We start from the raw sequence: 16,461 nt of genomic DNA, 5'->3' as shown, positions 1-16,461 counted from the left end.
GAAGAAACAAGGAGTGAAGGACTTTGGCAAATGAAAAACAGTACCCTATGACAGCTGAGGGAAAACGTAAATTAGAAGAAGAATTAGTAAAATTAGAAACTGAAACACGAAAAGAAATCGTTGAACGCATTAAAATAGCACGTGATTTTGGAGATCTTTCTGAAAACGCTGAGTACGATTCTGCTAAAGAAGAACAAGCCTTTTTAGAAGGTCGTATTTCAACATTAAAATCTATGATTCGCAATGCAGTGATTATTTCTGAAGACGAGACAGATAACAGTGTAGTATCATTAGGGAAAACGGTTACATTCGTAGAAATCATCAATGGTAAGCCATCAACAGATGAAGAATCTTATACAATTGTTGGTTCTGCTGAGGCAGATCCTATGGAATTCCGTATTTCGAATGAATCACCAATTGCAAAAGGTCTACTTGGTCGTGCTGAAGGTGAAGAGGTTGTCGTTCAAACACCTGGCGGCGAAATGAAAGTGAAAATTCTCTCAATTAAATAATATGTATAGGTACAAGCAGTTAGCCTTTGGCTGACTGCTTGTACCATTTTTAGCGTGAAAACTATTTAATAAAATAGTGAGTAGAATTATTTTGCAAGTGCTGTCGAACTTGATAGAATATTGCCTAGAGAGGGGGAGACATTATGAGTGAACGACAAACTCGAAGTGGTCGTCATTTGCAGCCATCTCGTAATAAAAAGCTAGATAAACTATTGAATATTTTAATTGGTGTTGTGGTTGTCCTCATTATTATCACAGCAACCTATGTGTTTAAATGGCAAGATGATGCAGATCAAGCGGTGAAAGAGGAACCAGCTCAAGAAGAACAGAGCGGTGATGAAGAAAAAGAAGTAGAGAAAGAACCGACGGATGAAGAAAAAGAAGATCTAGCTGTAGAAGAAGATAAACCTTCAGAGGAAGAATCAGAACCTGAGACATCCCAGGAAGAACAAGGCACAGCAGAAGAATCAGCCTCAGATAATCCTATTGTTGAGAAGGTTATCACGAATAAAAATTGGCAGCCAACACCAACAACTCAAACAGGTCAGCATGTGTCTTCATATGACGACAAGTCTGTAGACTGGGCTGAGAAAGTAGCAACAGTATCTACGGTGACTGGTATTGACCAAAGCAATATGATCATCTGGCGTATGCAAAATAATGGTGGTCCTAATTCATCCATTGCTACTGTTTCGACCAATGATAAATCTCAAATGTATCGTGTAAGTATGGAATGGGTTGATAATGAAGGTTGGAAGCCAGTGAAGCTTGAGCAACTAAATACATTAGAAGGCGCCTATTGACGAAAATCACTCTTTTGATTATTTTTAATAGAGTTGATAAAAGAAGGGAAGTAACAGTAGATGAAAATTGCAGTAATTGGCGCAATGGAAGAGGAAGTGGAGCTTCTAAGAGCAGCATTAGACGATGCACACAGCACAACGATTGCAGGTAGTGAGTATACAACAGGAACTTTTGAAGGAAAGGAAGTCGTATTATTAAAAAGCGGTATTGGTAAAGTAAATGCTGCTATGTCTACGACAATCCTTTTACATGAGTTTAAACCAGATGTTGTCATTAATACAGGCTCTGCAGGTGGGTATGATGAAGCACTTGAGGTAGGCGCTGTCGTTATTTCTGATGAAGTTCGTCACCACGATGTAGATGTCACAATCTTTGGCTATGAAATTGGACAAATGGCTGGTATGCCAGCAGCATATAAATCAGATGAGAAATTGATGAAGGTAGCTGAGGAGGCTGTAAAGGCAGTTGGAGAGCACCAGTATGGCGTTGGTTTAATTTGCTCTGGGGATGCTTTTATGAATGATCCTGAACGTGTAGAGGCTGTTCGTCGCCATTTCCCTCAAATGAAAGCTGTAGAGATGGAAGCGGCTGCAGTTGCACAAGTTTGTTATCAATTTGCTACACCTTTTGTAGTCATTCGTGCATTATCAGATATTGCAGGTAAAGAATCGAATATTAGCTTTGATGAATTTTTACCAGTTGCTGCAAAACATTCGACACAAGTCGTATTAAAAGCAATTTCCTCACTATAAACTACACAGAATGGTCAAAATGTGTGGTTTATTCTGTGAGAAAAATCACAGTTGATACAAAAAACAAATGCTACACTGACATTAATCAATCTCTTCATAATAGAATGGGAGGCATTCATGATGTTATTTTTAACAGCAGGTGTAGTCATTATTACAACTTTAATAGGTACGTTGATTTCAGCAGAACTATCTGAATCAGCACACTAGTATGACGGGAAAGCTCCTTTGCGACATAGTCATGTCGCAAAGGAGTTTTTTTATATGCCATGAAATAGGCATATTCTTCCGCCATTGAAGGATTGAATTTTTTTCATAACCATTTTACAATATATTATTCAATAGTTTTTTGGTCTCGTTTATATAGTTGATAGAGTTTAATAAGTGCCCGTTTTTCAATGCGAGATACATAGCTACGTGAAATATTTAAGCGTGCTGCAATTTCCTTTTGCGTAAGTGCATCCTGTTGATTTAAGCCATAACGGAGTGTCACAATTTCGAGCTCACGTTCATCGAGCATATGCAAATAGTGGTATAGTTGTGCTACATGCTCTTTATGCTCTAGCTTCTCTGTGGCACTTTCTTCATCACACTGAAGTAAATCGCGAATTTGCAGTGCGTTCCCATCTTTATCAGTTCCAATCGGCTCAAATAGCGAAACGTCTTTTTGCACTTTCTTTTGGGTGCGTAGATGCATTAAAATCTCATTTTCAATGCAACGAGCTGCATATGTGGCAAGTCTAGTTTTTTTATCAGGAGTATAGCTCTCAACGGCTTTCATTAGTCCAATTGTTCCAATAGAAATATAATCATCGAGTTGCTCATGTTTTGGATGGAATTTTTTAACGACATGTGCGACAAGCCTCATATTACGTTCTATTAGATCAAGACGCGCTTGCTCATCGCCACCTAAAAATCGTTCAATACAAGCAGCTTCCTCTTCTTTTGAAAAGGGTTTATGGAATGTTTGCCCCTTTAAATAGCCAAGCAACGCAGGGATTTCAAGCCATAACTGCAACATCGATGTAAAAATTCCGCTCATTGAAAGATTTCATCCTTTCCCCATTTTTCGACAGTATATGTTTAAAAGACGTGGGAAATGAAAAAAGTGCAACAGCAAATGTGCTGTTACACTTTTTTTAACGTAAATGTACTAATCATGAGTAAAGCTAAAATGGGGAAAAGGAAAAGATAAAATGCCGGATGGAACGTATAAGCTGCGAAATACGTTAAAGTTAAGAACGTACCTGCGGCTGTAATTGGTAAACCTGTGAAATAACCGTTCGCTTCGCTAATATTGAAGCGAGCTAAACGCATCGCGCCACAGACGATAAATAATACGGCCATCATCATGCCGACAAAACCAAAATCAACTAGAACAACTTCATACATTAATAATGCAGGCGCCACACCAAATGATATAATATCACTCATAGAATCTAATTGTTTACCTAATTCTGACACTTGTCCGAGCGCTCTCGCTACCTTACCATCGTAGCGATCAAGAAGAGCTGCTATAAAGATAAACAAGACACTATAGCTATAGTATTCATGTAGAGTGGCCATAATAGCCGCGCCTCCAAAGGACATATTACTAATTGTTATGAAGTTAGCTGCGTGCGATTTCATTTTCTTAACCGTGGTATCCACCAACTTGTGATAAAAAAACAAGGGGGATCACTCCTTTGCACTTAAGATATTGTACCATTATACTTCGAATGCGAAAAAATTGACAGTCTAAATTAATGGATAGGGGTTTTACTGTATGAAAGAAAAACTATATCAACGCTTGATAGAACTAACGAATGGTAAGCAATCTTCCCATCTTTTGCAGACAATAGCAAAAGCGAAGTGGAGTAAACGTATAATACCAAGCTACATGAAGTTATACGATATTAACCTTGAAGAAGTTTCAAAAAAACAACAACAATTTTCATGTTTACATGATTTTTTTACAAGAGAACTTATTGAAGAAGCTCGACCTATTGAAAAAAATCCAACTGTCTATGCCAGCCCAGTGGACGCAAAAGTGGAATCCTTTGGACGTATTGAATGGGATATGACATTTCTTGTGAAGGGTAAGCCTTATGCATTACAAGATTTACTCGGCAATACAGAACGAGCTGCACAATATGCAGACGGACATTTTATCGTTTTTTATTTAAGTCCTGCTGATTACCATCGTATCCATAGCCCGATAGATGGAGAAGTCTTACGACAATATACACTTGGTCAGAAATCTTATCCTGTGAATCAGTTAGGTCTTACATACGGTAAAAAACCAATTTCTCATAATTATCGTTTAGTGACTGAGCTGAAAGCAGCAAATAATCAGCATGTTGCATTTATCAAAGTAGGTGCAACCTTTGTGAATTCCATTGTGCTTACCAATACAACAACGAAATGGCAGAAAGGGCAGGAAGTTGGTTATTTCTCATTTGGTTCTACTGTTGTGATGCTGTTTGAAAAGGATACAATTAAATTTACGGATAATGTTGTAAAAGGAAGCCCAATTCGAATGGGTGAAGCCTTTGCAAATATGCTATAATGGTCGAATAATACGTTAAGATTAGGGGTCGCTATTTTGTATAATTTTTTATTACCGAACGAATTTGTGACGAATATTTTTGAAATTACGCCGGAAAAGTTACAAGAATTAGGGATTAGAGGAATCATTACGGATTTAGATAATACACTTGTTGAATGGGATCGTCCAGATGCAACAGAAGAGCTAATCATTTGGTTACGCATTATGAAAGAATCAGGTATTCGTGTTATTATTGCGTCAAATAACAAGGAAGCTCGTGTAAAGCATTTTGCTGAGCCATTAGGTATTCCTTACATTCACAAGGCGAAAAAGCCACTTCGTAATGCTTTTTATAATGCGCTGATACAACTAGGCTTGCGTCCACATGAAGTAGTAATGGTAGGAGATCAACTCCTTACGGATGTAATGGGCGCAAACCGCTTAGGCTTGCACACAGTGCTCGTGAAGCCTGTTGCACAATCAGATGGGCTTGTAACAAAATTGAATCGTTTCATTGAACGTCGCGTTTTTAATGATTTGAAACGAAAAGGAATTATAACTTGGGAGGAACAAGAATGATTGAAATGCCAAATTGTATTGGCTGTGGTACAACAATTCAAACAGAAGATAAAACAGCAGTTGGGTATGCACCCCCATCATCATTAGAAAAGGATGTGGTCATTTGCCAGCGTTGCTTCCGTTTGAAAAATTACAATGAAATTCAACCAGTATCGTTAACAGATGACGATTTTTTACGTATTTTAAATGGTCTTGGTACACAGCAAGGCTTAATCGTAAAAATTGTTGATATATTTGATTTTAATGGAAGCTGGCTACCAGGGCTTCATCGTTTTGTAGGGAAGAATCCTGTCCTATTGATTGCCAACAAAGCTGATTTATTACCAAAGTCAGTGAAGCCAAAAAAAGTTATCAACTGGCTGAAACGTGAAGCAAAGGCTCTTGGGCTACAGCCTGTGGATGTCCTATTAGTCAGTGCCCATAAAGGCAAAGGGATGGCAGAAGCAATGGAAGCCATCGATGAATATCGTAAAGGACAAAATGTATATGTTGTTGGCTGTACAAATGTTGGGAAATCTACGTTTATTAACCGAATTATTAAGCAGGCAACAGGTGAGGGTGAAGTGATTACAACCTCACATTTCCCAGGTACTACTTTAGACATGATAGATATTCCATTGGATGATGGTAGTGCATTATATGATACGCCAGGTATTATTAATCATCATCAAATGGCTCATCATATTGATGCCAGTGAATTAAAATATATTATGCCGAAAAAAGAAATTAAGCCGAAAGTCTATCAACAAAATGCTGGGCAAACGCTATTTATTGGTGCATTGGCAAGATTTGATTTTATTCAGGGTGACCGTTCTGCCTTTACCATCCATGTGGCAAATGATTTACCAATTCATCGTACAAAGCTTGAGAAGGCAGATGCGTTATATGAAGAGCATAAAGGAGAATTATTGGCTCCCCCAACTGCGGACTTTATCGACCAGTTACCGCCATTGGTTCGTCACGAATTTTCCATCAAAGAAGCGAAAACAGATGTTGTATTTTCTGGACTTGGCTGGATTACCGTTCAACATGCGAATGTAGTAGTAGCAGCTTACGCCCCAAAAGGTGTACAAGTTTCAATTCGTCCTTCGCTGATCTAAATGGAGGACATAGTAGAGAGAGGGACTAGAAAATGAAGAAATGGTTTGCAGTTATGGGTGATCCAATTGAACATTCAAAATCACCTGCCATGCACAATGCTTGGTTTGAGGACATGTCAATTGATGCGACATATATTCCTTTACATGTAACGCCTGATCAATTAGAATCTGCTGTTGCTGGTTTGAAGACATTAGGGGCAAGTGGCTGGAACGTGACCATTCCTCATAAAACAGCAATCATTCCGTATCTAGACGAGCTAGATGAGCTGGCACAAAAAATGGGCGCAGTGAATACAGTCGTACGAACAACAGAAGGAAAGCTGAAAGGCTATAATACAGATGGTATTGGATTTGTTCGATCACTGGAAGAAGCCGTTGGGGTTTCTCATAAAGACAAGCCTGTATTACTTGTTGGTGCTGGAGGTGCTGCTCGAGGCATTGCCTTTGCTATGCAGCAACAAGGCTATTGTCATGTAACCATTGCCAATCGTACGGTGACGAATGCACAAATGATTATTGATGAAATGGGTATGGGACGTGCTATTTCATTACAACAAGCGGAAGAAACGCTAGCTGATTTCAGCATTATTGTGCAAATGACATCAGCTGGCCTTTCCACGGGCAATTTTTCAATGCCATTTTCATTAGATCGGCTGATGAAAGAAGCAATTGTTGCGGATATTGTGTATAATCCATTAATGACGCCTTTTTTACAAGCGGCTGAAGAAAAAGGAGCAACGATTGTCACTGGCTTAGGAATGTTTGTCCATCAAGGAGCCATCGCTTTTGAACACTGGTTAGGAAACTATCCAAATACAAATTCAATGATTGCGCAACTGAAGGCGCAATTAGGAGGAAACTAATTTTTATGTTAACAGGTAAACAGAAACGTTTTTTACGTGCAGAAGCACACCATTTAACACCTATTTTCCAAGTGGGAAAAGGTGGCGTTAATGATGAAATGACAAAGCAAATTCGCGAGGCATTAGAAGTACGTGAATTGATTAAAGTACGTATTTTAGATAACTGTGAAGAGGATAAACATGAAGTCGCAGAAGCATTAGCCACAGGTGCTCATGCGGAGCTTGTCCAATTAATCGGTCTGACAGTTGTTTTATATAAAGAGTCACGCAATCATAAAAAGATTGTATTACCAAAAGTAACGAAATAAGGTGAGACGATGAAAAGGGTCGGTTTACTTGGAGGTACATTTAACCCGCCACATATGGGTCATCTTTTAATGGCAAATGAAGTATTTCATGCGCTAGAACTTGATGAAATCCGCTTTATGCCTAATGCCATCCCACCACATAAGCATGCACGTTTTGATGCTAGTAATGTTGAGCGACTTGAAATGGTAAAACGTGCGATTCGTCCATTTCCTTATTTTTCAGTAGAGTCGTATGAGCTTGAGAAGGGTGGCGTATCCTATTCCTATGAGACACTTTCTGCATTGTGTAGAAGAGAGCCGAATGTGAAATTTTACTTTATCATCGGTGGCGATATGATTGATTCGCTACATACATGGCATTGTATAGATGATTTAGTGAAACTTGTTCAGTTTGTCGGAGTAAAACGTCCAGGGACAGCTGCGGCAACAGAGTACCCTATACGTATGGTGGAAATACCTCAAATCGATTTATCGTCCACACTGATTCGTGAACGCCTGGCTACAGGAGGAACGGTGACATTTCTACTACCAGAAGCGGTAGAGACGTTCATACGAGAGGAAGGTCTTTATGGAACGCGAACAGTATTTAGCGGCGATTAAGCCAAGAATGCCTGAAAAACGTTATATTCATACAGTCGGCGTGATGGAAACGGCCATCAACCTAGCTCATAAATATGGCGAGGACGTAAAAAAAGCTGAAACAGCAGCTATCCTCCATGATATTGCTAAATATGCTGATATTGAGTGGATGGAAAATATCGTTCGTGATGAAAAATTAGATGAAAGACTAATTGGATGGGGTAGTGAAATACTACATGGTCCAGTAGGTGCATATATAGCACAAAGTGAGTTCGGTATCACAGACGAAGAGCTGTTGAATGCTATTCGTTTCCATACAACTGGAAGGGCTAATATGAGCCGTTTAGAAAAAATTATTTTTGTCGCAGATATGATTGAACCGAACCGTCGATTTGATGGAGTTGATCGTCTGCGCAAAAAAGCACAAAAAAATTTGGATAAGGCGATGAGTGCATGTGTACGCCATACTTTGGCATTTTTAATTGACACAAAGCAGCCGATTTATCCTTTATCTATAGAATGTTATAACGATATGATGAACAGAGAGGATAGTGAAGGATGACTTCAACTTTATTACAAGCAGCGTACAAAGCAATTGACGACAAACATGGTGAGGATATTGTCGTTTTAAATATGCAAGGAATTTCCCTTTTAGCAGATTATTTTATCATTGCTCATGGTAACTCAGATCGCCAAGTGCAAGCCATTGCACGCGAATTACAGGATGTAGCTGAACAACAAGGCTATGAAATTCGCCGTGTCGAAGGATTCGATGGAGCTCGTTGGGTACTAGTTGACCTAGGCGATGTTGTGGCACATGTATTCCATAAGGATGAGCGTGCTTATTATAATTTAGAGCGTCTTTGGGGCGATGCACCGCAACTAGACATGCCAGAGGCCTAAGTGAGTTACGAACGCTTTGCTCATGTCTATGATGAGCTGCAAACGGATATTCCTTACAATCTTTATGTAGATTGGGTTGTACAGCATGCACCAAGCAGCCAGTACCCAAAACTGTTGGATATTGGTTGTGGTACTGGTGTACTTAGCTTGTTATTTGCAAAGTCTGGTTATCAAGTCAGTGGAATCGATTTATCAGAAGAGATGCTGTCCATTGCCGCAGAACGCTTTGCTCGTGCAGGCTACCATGCACCATTATACTGTATGTCTATGGTCGAACTAGATGGCTTTGAGGAAATCGATGTTGTCACAATCACAATTGATTCCTTGAATTATGTGGTAGAGGAGCACTCTGTTTATACGACATTAGAACGTATCTATGCGGCGTTGCGTGATGGAGGTCAGCTGTTTTTTGATGTTCACTCGTTATTTAAAATGAATGAGATTTTTTTAGATGGTCCGTTCACATATGATGATGGTGACATTAGTTATATATGGCATACGGAGCCTGCCGACTTTGAACATTCGGTTATTCATCAAATGACCTTTTATGTACGAGATGACGCAAGTGAATTATATGAACGCTTTGATGAGGAGCACGTGCAACGTACTTACACTATCGAGCAGTATATGGCTTGGTTGCATTCGATTGGTTTTAGTCATGTGGAAATTACAGCAGACTTTACAGATGAGGCACCTGATGAGGAAAGTGAACGCATTTTTATTCGTGCGCTGAAATAAAGAAAAGGGAGCTACACTGTGTAATACGCAGTGTGGCTTTTTTGATGGATAGAAAAGCTAAAGTAGTGGATAGAAAGATTAAAGTAGCGGATAGAACACTTAAACAGGCGGATAAAGAGGCTAAATTGTCGGATAAAACTGGATATAACTAAGAGGATAGCTCTCTTCAACAGGTAAATTGAAACTCCTGATGTTTTTTTATCATTTTCAACCACCCATCCATAGTGTAAGATATATATAACTCCATATGATGACCTTTCGCAAGGAAAGGATGGTACTGTGCTACACTCTTTATGGCAAAAGTACAAAAAAAGTATGTTATTCCCCAGCATACTAGTCGTCAGTGGACTTTGTTACTTCTATTTTTCGAGTTCTGACTCTTCACCTCCCCAAGAAGAGCTCATCGACACAATCCAACCTATTGAAGAAAAAAATTTGAGTGAATCTGCTGAGGAAGCGGTTATGCAGCAGGTATTTGTGGAAATAAAGGGTGCTGTAATGTATCCAGGCGTTTATGAGCTTCAGCAAGATCAACGTATAAAAGATGTTGTACAGCTTGCTGGTGGCTATACAGAGATGGCTGACACACAATTGATCAATCATGCCCAAAAGGTACAGGATGAAATGGTTATCTACATTCCTATCAAGGGCGAACAGCTAGAGGAAGAAGCCTCTTCCCTGTTAACGCTACCTACTGAGACTAATAAGGAGCAAAAGATTAATATCAATAAAGCTGATGTAGCAACGTTAGCAACATTGCCAGGAATCGGTCCTTCCAAAGCACAAAGTATCCTTACGTATCGAGAGGAGAATGGGCAGTTTCAAACTATAGATGACTTAAAAAATGTTAGTGGGATTGGTGATAAAACATTTGAGAAGCTAAAGGATGCGATTACTGTAAAGTAATGCTTTTACAGGATGGTATATTGACGCCCCTTTTCTAAAAGGGCTACACTATAGTAGAAAAGCAAGAGAAAGTTAATTTGTTAGACAATTTTTGGAGGTAGTCATATGGAGCGAATTACTTGGGATCAATTTTTTATGGCACAAAGCCATTTACTCGCATTACGCAGTACATGTACAAGACTAGCTGTAGGAGCAACTGTTGTACGGGACAAACGCATCATTGCAGGTGGGTATAACGGTTCCATTACAGGGGACGAGCATTGTATCGAAAAAGGGTGCTATGTGGTTGACAACCATTGCGTCCGCACCGTGCATGCTGAAATGAATGCCTTACTGCAATGTGCTAAATATGGAACACCGACAAAAGGTGCTGATTTGTATGTAACACATTTCCCATGTTTACCATGTACAAAATCTATCATTCAAGCTGGCATCGAACGTGTGTATTACGCAACGGATTATAAAAATAATCCATATGCACAGGAGTTATTTGCAAAAGCTGGAGTAGAAGTAGTTCATGTACCCTTTGATGAACGTAAAATCGATTTTTTACGAGATGACAAGCTAGCTTTGTATACAGAAATGCTGCACGAGCTTCGCGAGAGTGGGATATCTGCTGAAAAATTGCTCCCATATGAACAGAAGGTGAGTGCATTATTTGGCATCAAGCTTTAAAGCATAGATGGATTATGGTAGCTCTTGCTGTACTAATAGCTGCTATTGCAGTATACAAATCAGCATGGCTACTCATTTTTTTACTGCTACTAGTCCTGTGGCTCACCATAAAAGGTGAGTCACGTTTTCTTGCAATTTTTGTGCTAACTAGTGGTCTCCTAACTTATTGTTTCCTTTCTATCAATCATCTGACGGAACCTTCCTCTTTACCGTCAACCTTCCCTATAACTTGGTCAAGTGACTATAAAATAAACGGGCAAAAACTCCGTGGGTTTGCGACAACAACACATGGCCAAAAACTTTACGTAGTTTATACTTTTTCCTCGGAACAAGAGAAAAATTTTTATGAAAATACCTCATTAACTGGAATGACGTATACTGCAAAAGGTGAACTCGTGGCTCCCTCTCCATCTGCCCATGCTTATGCCTTTTCCATGTCAAACTATTTAACGAGCAAAGGAGCAACAGGCGTTGTTGAAATCACGAATTGGCATTATGTAGCAAAACGAACCTCCATCTTCACTATTCTTGCCGAAGTAAGACACAATATGAAAAAGCATATAGAGAAGACTTTTCCCAAATCACTTGTAGCAGAGGCTCAAGCACTTTTAATAGGGGTGCAAGATCAGATGGAGGATGAACTGCAGCGTGCCTATCAAAAGCTCGGTATTACCCATTTATTTGCGATTTCTGGGCTACATGTCGCGCTGATGTCTTGGCTCTTTTTTCAAGGATTACTTAGAATAAGAGTTCGCAAGGAAATGGCTACAGTCGTGCTATTGATCCTCTTACCGATTTATGGAGTCATTGCAGGGGGAGCACCTTCCGTATGGCGTGCTGTTTCTGTAGTAGAATTGATGATGTTACTGCGCTTTTTTAAGTGGGTTCTTTCGATCGATGATGCATTAGCTATTAGCTTTATAGGCTTTGTTTTGCTTGAGCCAGGTGTTATTTTCCAAATTGGTTTCCAGCTATCCTATTTAGCAACCGCTAGTCTTCTTTATTCTGGTATTATTTTTAAGCAGACAAGAACTTGGCTAGGTCGTTCTTTTTTTATCACATTCGTGTGCCAACTGCTCGTTTACCCACTATTACTCCATCATTTTTATGAATTATCTTTATCCTCATTTTTTGTCAATATTGTTTTTGTTCCACTGTTTTCCTTTATTATATTACCCTTTAACATGATTGCCTTTGTGCTATCTTATCTTTCTTTACCACTTGCTAATGTCCTATTTGCTGGCTATGAACCACTGCGTAATTGGCTGACCGAAATAATCCTTTATATGCAAGTGCTTCCTTGGCAATTATGGTCACCAGGCAAACCATCTATTTGGCTGAGTAGCGTGGCGATGGTAAGTGTTTTAGCGAGCTTTTATTATTTGGAAATAAAAGGGTTCAGGAAAGCTATGTTGATCCTTGTCATCCCTGTTATTGGGATTCATTTGGCACCCATGTTGTATAACGAAACAAAGATTACCTTTTTAAATGTAGGTCAAGGAGATAGTATCGTCATTGAATTGCCTTTTAGACGGGCTGTCTATGTTATAGATACAGGTGGAGTATTGCGCTTTGAGCAGGCATCGTGGAAAAAAGCAGATAGTCCTTATGAGGTAGGGAAGCAAGTTGTCGTCCCATTTTTAAAAGGCAAGGGTATACGAACTATCGATATTTTTATTGCTTCGCATGCGGACGCAGATCATATTGAGGGAGCAGAGGAAGTATTACAGGAGATTAACATGAGGGAAATACACGTTACACCTGGTTCATTGAATGAGCCTTTAATGAATGATTTATTACGCGAAGCAAATAAGCGACATATTCCTATTAAAGAAAAAATGAAGGGGACTTCGTGGCATGTAGGGGATACAGATTTTTATTACTTATGGCCTGATGACGCCTTTTATGAGGGAAATGATGATTCTCTTGTCCTGTACATGCAGCAAAAGGCGTTTACAGCGTTATTTACAGGGGATTTGGAGCAATATGGCGAACAACAGCTGATCAAGCGTTATGGACCTTTATTGGCCAATCTCACATTGCTGAAGGCAGGGCATCATGGGAGTAAGACATCAAGCACAGAAGAATTTGTCGAGCTGCTACAGCCCCAATTAACCGTTTTTAGTGCAGGTCTCCATAATCGTTATGGTCATCCACATGAAGAAGTAGTACAACGTTTTGTCAGTAGAGATTTAGTGACATGGACAACAGGGGTGAATGGATCAATCGAAATACGTATTCGTGATAATCGCTGGTCCGTTAGCGTAAATGAAAAGGGCCTTGTCCAATGACCAAGGCCCTTCTCCTGCATAAGTCCAATTACTGTGATACAAATTCTACTATAGTTGCAATAATAAACATAAGCGTGAAAACGCCAAATGATACACCGAAGCCAACACCAGAATCGATGGCATCGTTACGTCGACATTGTATGTTTTTTCCTTCAAATGGATTCATTGTTATCCCTCCAATTCTGTTATTTATTATAAGACAACATGGTCATAAAAGCTATATCGAAAAGGTGATTTCCCCGTCTGGCAAGGAATCGACACAATTCGGTCAAAGACACAAAGGACTATGAAATCATGTATACTAATAGTATTGCTAGATGGAGGGGAAATTATGATTTCAACGGTTTGGAATACAATAAAAAAAGGTAAGCTTGCACCAGTATATTTGCTTGTTGGTGAAGAAAGCTATTTTATAGATGAAACCATTAAACGTTTAAAAGAGGCAATGGGTCCAGAAGAAGATCTGGAGATGTCCACATTTGATTTAGAAGAAGTACCAGTAGATGCAGTCATGGATGAAGCAGATACCATTCCTTTTTTCTCAGAACGTAAGCTTATTATTGCTAAAAATGCTTCGCTTTTAAAGGCAACCGAGAAAGGGAAGGAAAAAATCGATCATGATGTGAAACGATTGGAAACATGGCTGTCAAATCCTTCTGATTTTTCCGTAACGGTTTTTATTGCCCCTTATGAAAAATTGGATGAACGCAAAAAAGTGACTAAAATGATGAAAGAGCATGCATTATTTGTACAAGCAGAAACACCAAAAGAGCAGGATTTAGCCGTATGGATTCAAGGCATTGTCAAAGCACAAGGTAATAGCATTACACAAGATGCTATTGAATTGCTTGTTACGATGGTCGGAGCCAACATGCTACAATTACAGATGGAAATTGACAAGCTAACCCTTTATTTAGGTGATGGTGGCGAAATTACAACTTCTTTAGTGGAGGATTTGGTGGCAAAAACATTAGAGCAAGATGCCTTTAAAATGCTTAACGCATATTTGGCGAATGACTCTGTCGGAGCCTTGTCCATCTACCATGATTTATTGCGACAAAAACAAGAACCTATTATGTTAGTGGGCTTGCTAGCATCCAATGTTCGTACCATGTCCAATGTTTTTTATTTATTGAAAAAAGGGTATCACCCTCAACAAATCGCTAAAAATTTAAAAATTCATCCGTATCGCGTCAAACTTATGATTGAGCAACGGCATCGGCCTTCAGAAGAAAATTTGCTACGGGCATTATATCAATTAGCAGAGGTTGATTTACAGCTCAAATCGTCTGGTGGAAATCGAGAGCGCTATCTAGAGCTATTTTTATTGCGCCAACTATAGGCAAAGAAAGCTGTCCAATAAGGGCAGCTTTTTAAGTTCTCTATAAAATTAAAAAGATCAGCTACTCCTAATAGAGTATCTGATCCTTTAAACAATTACGCTTTTTTAGCAAGGCGAGACTTTTTACGAGCCGCCGCGTTTTTGTGGATAAGTCCTTTTGAAGCTGCTTTATCTAAAGATTTGAAAGCTGCTTGTAAAAGTTCTTGTTTGTTTTCAGCGTTAGCAGCAACAGCGTTTTCAGCTTTTTTCACTGTAGTACGCATTGCAGATTTAGCTTGAGAATTAGCAATGTTAGCTTTTTCGTTAACTTTTACGCGTTTAATCGCAGATTTAATGTTTGGCATATATTTCACCTCCTAAATTAGGTACGAGATGATATCTTCTCATTGATTTCTTGTGTCAATACAACAAAAATCATTTTAACAAACGCTTGGCCAAATTGCAATAGATAAATGCAAAGAATATTTACTTGACAGTTTGAACAAACTACAGCTTGAGGTGAACTGTATGCAAAATTTTAATTGGCAACGAACAGATTTAATCGATGAATCAGAAGAGGTAGTTGTCCATCAGACCAAAGAGCAAAAAGAAAAGCTTGAACAATCAAGTGGCATTCAAATTGAAGATCGGAATGCTGGTCGAGTAAAAATTACAGATGTTCTTGTAGATGCTGAAGGGGAAAAGCAAATTGGTAAAAAGGAAGGGCAGTATATTACCCTTTCTGTCCCTACGCTAACATTAGAAGATCAAGAAGGCTTTGCACAACTTGAACAAGAATTGCTTGTCAATTTCAAAAAAATGCATGACGCACTTTCTTGGCAAGAAGACGATAAAATTTTAATAGTCGGTTTAGGCAATCGCACTATTACACCTGATGCAATAGGTCCCTATTTAATTGACCATTTGCATAGTTTAGATGTCATTGATGAAAAATTTGTCATGTATGCTCCTGGTGTAACAGGACAAACAGGCTACGAAACAGGTGAGTTTGTGGCTGCTATTGCTGAACGTCTGCAACCGAAATTAATCATTGTAGTAGATGCACTTGCTACAAGAGCGAGTAATCGACTCTGTAAAACGATTCAATTAACAGATACAGGCATACATCCAGGTTCAGGAGTAGGCAATCAACGGCAAGAGATTTCCTATAAGATGCTTGGCATTCCCGTAACAGCAATAGGGATACCTACTGTAGTAGATGCACCTGTATTAATTGCTGATGCGGTAGAAACTATGCTCCGTTCGATAGCTGCTCGTGTGGCTGAACGCAGTAAACCGTCATCGAAGCTTTCATTATCCTCATGGCAACCAGATATCAACAAGGAACTGGATATGACGTTAGTACAACCTATATTTGGAGAATGGGCGACATGGACGAAGGAGGAGCGGCAGCAGCTGTTTGAGGAAACCTTCGCTGGCTCCCACACACAATTGATGGTTACACCAAAAGAAGCAGACTATTGGATTGATCGCTATGCAAAATTAGTGGCTTCTATGCTAATGGATTGGGCAAGTGATTTATAAATAATGAAGAAACAATGCTTAGAGTAGTCCTTCTAAAACACGCTTATTTATGCGTAAAACA

The 16,461-nt window shown here is 39.2% G+C and carries 21 protein-coding genes; 17 read left to right on the top strand and 4 right to left on the bottom strand.

Features of this window, described 5'->3' with window-relative positions; all coding sequences use genetic code 11:
• Positions 1-23: 23 nt before the first annotated feature.
• The 3 genes from greA (at position 24) to mtnN (ending at position 2,068) form a co-directional block, all read left to right on the top strand.
• Positions 24-512, top strand: coding sequence for a transcription elongation factor GreA (gene greA / locus L6W14_RS15320; RefSeq protein ID WP_004226860.1), 489 nt, complete (start codon positions 24-26; stop codon positions 510-512).
• A gap of 143 nt (positions 513-655) precedes the next feature.
• Positions 656-1,315 carry a YrrS family protein gene (locus L6W14_RS15315; protein WP_131520520.1) on the top strand — a complete coding sequence of 220 codons (660 nt, stop codon included), beginning with the start codon at positions 656-658 and terminating at the stop codon, positions 1,313-1,315.
• 60 nt (positions 1,316-1,375) lie between these two features.
• The gene (gene mtnN, locus L6W14_RS15310; RefSeq protein ID WP_016994157.1) at positions 1,376-2,068 is read left to right on the top strand and encodes a 5'-methylthioadenosine/S-adenosylhomocysteine nucleosidase; all 693 of its coding nucleotides are present in this window, start codon (positions 1,376-1,378) and stop codon (positions 2,066-2,068) included.
• 331 nt (positions 2,069-2,399) lie between these two features.
• Here the strand turns inward: mtnN and sigK are convergent, their stop codons facing one another.
• Both sigK and pssA read right to left on the bottom strand, forming a co-directional pair.
• The gene (gene sigK / locus L6W14_RS15305) at positions 2,400-3,107 is read right to left on the bottom strand and encodes an RNA polymerase sporulation sigma factor SigK (protein WP_004226867.1); all 708 of its coding nucleotides are present in this window, start codon (positions 3,105-3,107) and stop codon (positions 2,400-2,402) included.
• An 86-nt stretch (positions 3,108-3,193) separates the two neighbouring features.
• Positions 3,194-3,694 carry a CDP-diacylglycerol--serine O-phosphatidyltransferase gene (gene pssA, locus L6W14_RS15300; RefSeq protein ID WP_048392670.1) on the bottom strand — a complete coding sequence of 167 codons (501 nt, stop codon included), beginning with the start codon at positions 3,692-3,694 and terminating at the stop codon, positions 3,194-3,196.
• A gap of 136 nt (positions 3,695-3,830) precedes the next feature.
• Between pssA and L6W14_RS15295 the strand changes: the two genes are divergently transcribed.
• The 12 genes from L6W14_RS15295 to L6W14_RS15240 all read left to right on the top strand — a co-directional run bounded on the left by L6W14_RS15295 (position 3,831) and on the right by L6W14_RS15240 (position 13,534).
• Positions 3,831-4,613: a phosphatidylserine decarboxylase gene (locus L6W14_RS15295; RefSeq protein ID WP_048392148.1), complete on the top strand. Its 783-nt coding sequence runs from the start codon at positions 3,831-3,833 to the stop codon at positions 4,611-4,613.
• Between the two features lie 36 nt (positions 4,614-4,649).
• Entirely contained in the window at positions 4,650-5,171 is a 522-nt protein-coding gene (locus tag L6W14_RS15290; RefSeq protein WP_237898284.1) for a YqeG family HAD IIIA-type phosphatase, read from the top strand.
• Entirely contained in the window at positions 5,168-6,271 is a 1,104-nt protein-coding gene (yqeH, locus tag L6W14_RS15285) for a ribosome biogenesis GTPase YqeH (RefSeq protein ID WP_054550069.1), read from the top strand. Before L6W14_RS15290 ends, yqeH begins: the two co-directional genes overlap by 4 nt.
• Before the next feature lie 32 nt (positions 6,272-6,303).
• Positions 6,304-7,134 (top strand): shikimate dehydrogenase, encoded by an 831-nt coding sequence (gene aroE, locus L6W14_RS15280; protein WP_237898283.1) that lies wholly within the window; start codon positions 6,304-6,306, stop codon positions 7,132-7,134.
• A gap of 5 nt (positions 7,135-7,139) precedes the next feature.
• Entirely contained in the window at positions 7,140-7,442 is a 303-nt protein-coding gene (yhbY, locus tag L6W14_RS15275) for a ribosome assembly RNA-binding protein YhbY (protein ID WP_048392151.1), read from the top strand.
• A 9-nt stretch (positions 7,443-7,451) separates the two neighbouring features.
• Entirely contained in the window at positions 7,452-8,042 is a 591-nt protein-coding gene (locus L6W14_RS15270; RefSeq protein WP_221679999.1) for a nicotinate-nucleotide adenylyltransferase, read from the top strand.
• A complete protein-coding gene (gene yqeK, locus L6W14_RS15265) occupies positions 8,011-8,583 on the top strand; it encodes a bis(5'-nucleosyl)-tetraphosphatase (symmetrical) YqeK (protein ID WP_237898282.1) in 573 nt (190 codons plus the stop codon). Before L6W14_RS15270 ends, yqeK begins: the two co-directional genes overlap by 32 nt.
• Positions 8,580-8,924: a ribosome silencing factor gene (gene rsfS, locus L6W14_RS15260; protein ID WP_004226890.1), complete on the top strand. Its 345-nt coding sequence runs from the start codon at positions 8,580-8,582 to the stop codon at positions 8,922-8,924. Before yqeK ends, rsfS begins: the two co-directional genes overlap by 4 nt.
• Complete coding sequence (locus L6W14_RS15255; RefSeq protein ID WP_237898281.1) at positions 8,925-9,662, top strand: class I SAM-dependent DNA methyltransferase; 738 nt, start codon at positions 8,925-8,927, stop codon at positions 9,660-9,662.
• A gap of 279 nt (positions 9,663-9,941) precedes the next feature.
• Entirely contained in the window at positions 9,942-10,568 is a 627-nt protein-coding gene (locus L6W14_RS15250) for a helix-hairpin-helix domain-containing protein (protein WP_237898280.1), read from the top strand.
• A gap of 105 nt (positions 10,569-10,673) precedes the next feature.
• A complete protein-coding gene (locus L6W14_RS15245) occupies positions 10,674-11,243 on the top strand; it encodes a ComE operon protein 2 (protein ID WP_237898279.1) in 570 nt (189 codons plus the stop codon).
• A 14-nt stretch (positions 11,244-11,257) separates the two neighbouring features.
• Complete coding sequence (locus L6W14_RS15240; RefSeq protein WP_237898278.1) at positions 11,258-13,534, top strand: DNA internalization-related competence protein ComEC/Rec2; 2,277 nt, start codon at positions 11,258-11,260, stop codon at positions 13,532-13,534.
• A gap of 28 nt (positions 13,535-13,562) precedes the next feature.
• Here L6W14_RS15240 and L6W14_RS15235 read toward each other — a convergent pair whose 3' ends face one another.
• Positions 13,563-13,700 carry a YqzM family protein gene (locus L6W14_RS15235; protein WP_004226902.1) on the bottom strand — a complete coding sequence of 46 codons (138 nt, stop codon included), beginning with the start codon at positions 13,698-13,700 and terminating at the stop codon, positions 13,563-13,565.
• A 165-nt stretch (positions 13,701-13,865) separates the two neighbouring features.
• Between L6W14_RS15235 and holA the strand changes: the two genes are divergently transcribed.
• Complete coding sequence (holA, locus tag L6W14_RS15230; protein WP_237898277.1) at positions 13,866-14,876, top strand: DNA polymerase III subunit delta; 1,011 nt, start codon at positions 13,866-13,868, stop codon at positions 14,874-14,876.
• A 95-nt stretch (positions 14,877-14,971) separates the two neighbouring features.
• Here holA and rpsT read toward each other — a convergent pair whose 3' ends face one another.
• Positions 14,972-15,220 carry a 30S ribosomal protein S20 gene (rpsT, locus tag L6W14_RS15225; protein WP_004226906.1) on the bottom strand — a complete coding sequence of 83 codons (249 nt, stop codon included), beginning with the start codon at positions 15,218-15,220 and terminating at the stop codon, positions 14,972-14,974.
• 163 nt (positions 15,221-15,383) lie between these two features.
• Here rpsT and gpr point away from each other — a divergent pair, with 163 nt between their 5' ends.
• A complete protein-coding gene (gpr, locus tag L6W14_RS15220; RefSeq protein WP_131520525.1) occupies positions 15,384-16,400 on the top strand; it encodes a GPR endopeptidase in 1,017 nt (338 codons plus the stop codon).
• The last annotated feature ends 61 nt before the right edge of the window (positions 16,401-16,461 follow it).

Origin of the sequence: Lysinibacillus sp. ACHW1.5 (assembly GCF_022014815.1) — a bacterium.
Taxonomy (GTDB): Bacteria; Bacillota; Bacilli; order Bacillales_A; family Planococcaceae; genus Lysinibacillus; species Lysinibacillus capsici.
This window is presented reverse-complemented; position numbering and strand designations above follow the sequence as displayed.

What these genes read in the sequence shown, in the direction of transcription:
- L6W14_RS15315 (WP_131520520.1), top strand. Translation starts at nt 656, where the DNA reads ATGAGTGAACGACAAACTCGAAGTGGTCGTCATTTGCAGCCATCTCGT.
- mtnN (WP_016994157.1), top strand. Translation starts at nt 1,376, where the DNA reads ATGAAAATTGCAGTAATTGGCGCAATGGAAGAGGAAGTGGAGCTTCTA.
- sigK (WP_004226867.1), bottom strand. Translation starts at nt 3,107, where the DNA reads ATGAGCGGAATTTTTACATCGATGTTGCAGTTATGGCTTGAAATCCCT.
- pssA (WP_048392670.1), bottom strand. Translation starts at nt 3,694, where the DNA reads ATGAAATCGCACGCAGCTAACTTCATAACAATTAGTAATATGTCCTTT.
- L6W14_RS15295 (WP_048392148.1), top strand. Translation starts at nt 3,831, where the DNA reads ATGAAAGAAAAACTATATCAACGCTTGATAGAACTAACGAATGGTAAG.
- yqeH (WP_054550069.1), top strand. Translation starts at nt 5,168, where the DNA reads ATGATTGAAATGCCAAATTGTATTGGCTGTGGTACAACAATTCAAACA.
- aroE (WP_237898283.1), top strand. Translation starts at nt 6,304, where the DNA reads ATGAAGAAATGGTTTGCAGTTATGGGTGATCCAATTGAACATTCAAAA.
- yhbY (WP_048392151.1), top strand. Translation starts at nt 7,140, where the DNA reads ATGTTAACAGGTAAACAGAAACGTTTTTTACGTGCAGAAGCACACCAT.
- L6W14_RS15270 (WP_221679999.1), top strand. Translation starts at nt 7,452, where the DNA reads ATGAAAAGGGTCGGTTTACTTGGAGGTACATTTAACCCGCCACATATG.
- yqeK (WP_237898282.1), top strand. Translation starts at nt 8,011, where the DNA reads ATGGAACGCGAACAGTATTTAGCGGCGATTAAGCCAAGAATGCCTGAA.
- rsfS (WP_004226890.1), top strand. Translation starts at nt 8,580, where the DNA reads ATGACTTCAACTTTATTACAAGCAGCGTACAAAGCAATTGACGACAAA.
- L6W14_RS15245 (WP_237898279.1), top strand. Translation starts at nt 10,674, where the DNA reads ATGGAGCGAATTACTTGGGATCAATTTTTTATGGCACAAAGCCATTTA.
- L6W14_RS15240 (WP_237898278.1), top strand. Translation starts at nt 11,258, where the DNA reads ATGGTAGCTCTTGCTGTACTAATAGCTGCTATTGCAGTATACAAATCA.
- L6W14_RS15235 (WP_004226902.1), bottom strand. Translation starts at nt 13,700, where the DNA reads ATGAATCCATTTGAAGGAAAAAACATACAATGTCGACGTAACGATGCC.
- holA (WP_237898277.1), top strand. Translation starts at nt 13,866, where the DNA reads ATGATTTCAACGGTTTGGAATACAATAAAAAAAGGTAAGCTTGCACCA.
- rpsT (WP_004226906.1), bottom strand. Translation starts at nt 15,220, where the DNA reads ATGCCAAACATTAAATCTGCGATTAAACGCGTAAAAGTTAACGAAAAA.
- gpr (WP_131520525.1), top strand. Translation starts at nt 15,384, where the DNA reads ATGCAAAATTTTAATTGGCAACGAACAGATTTAATCGATGAATCAGAA.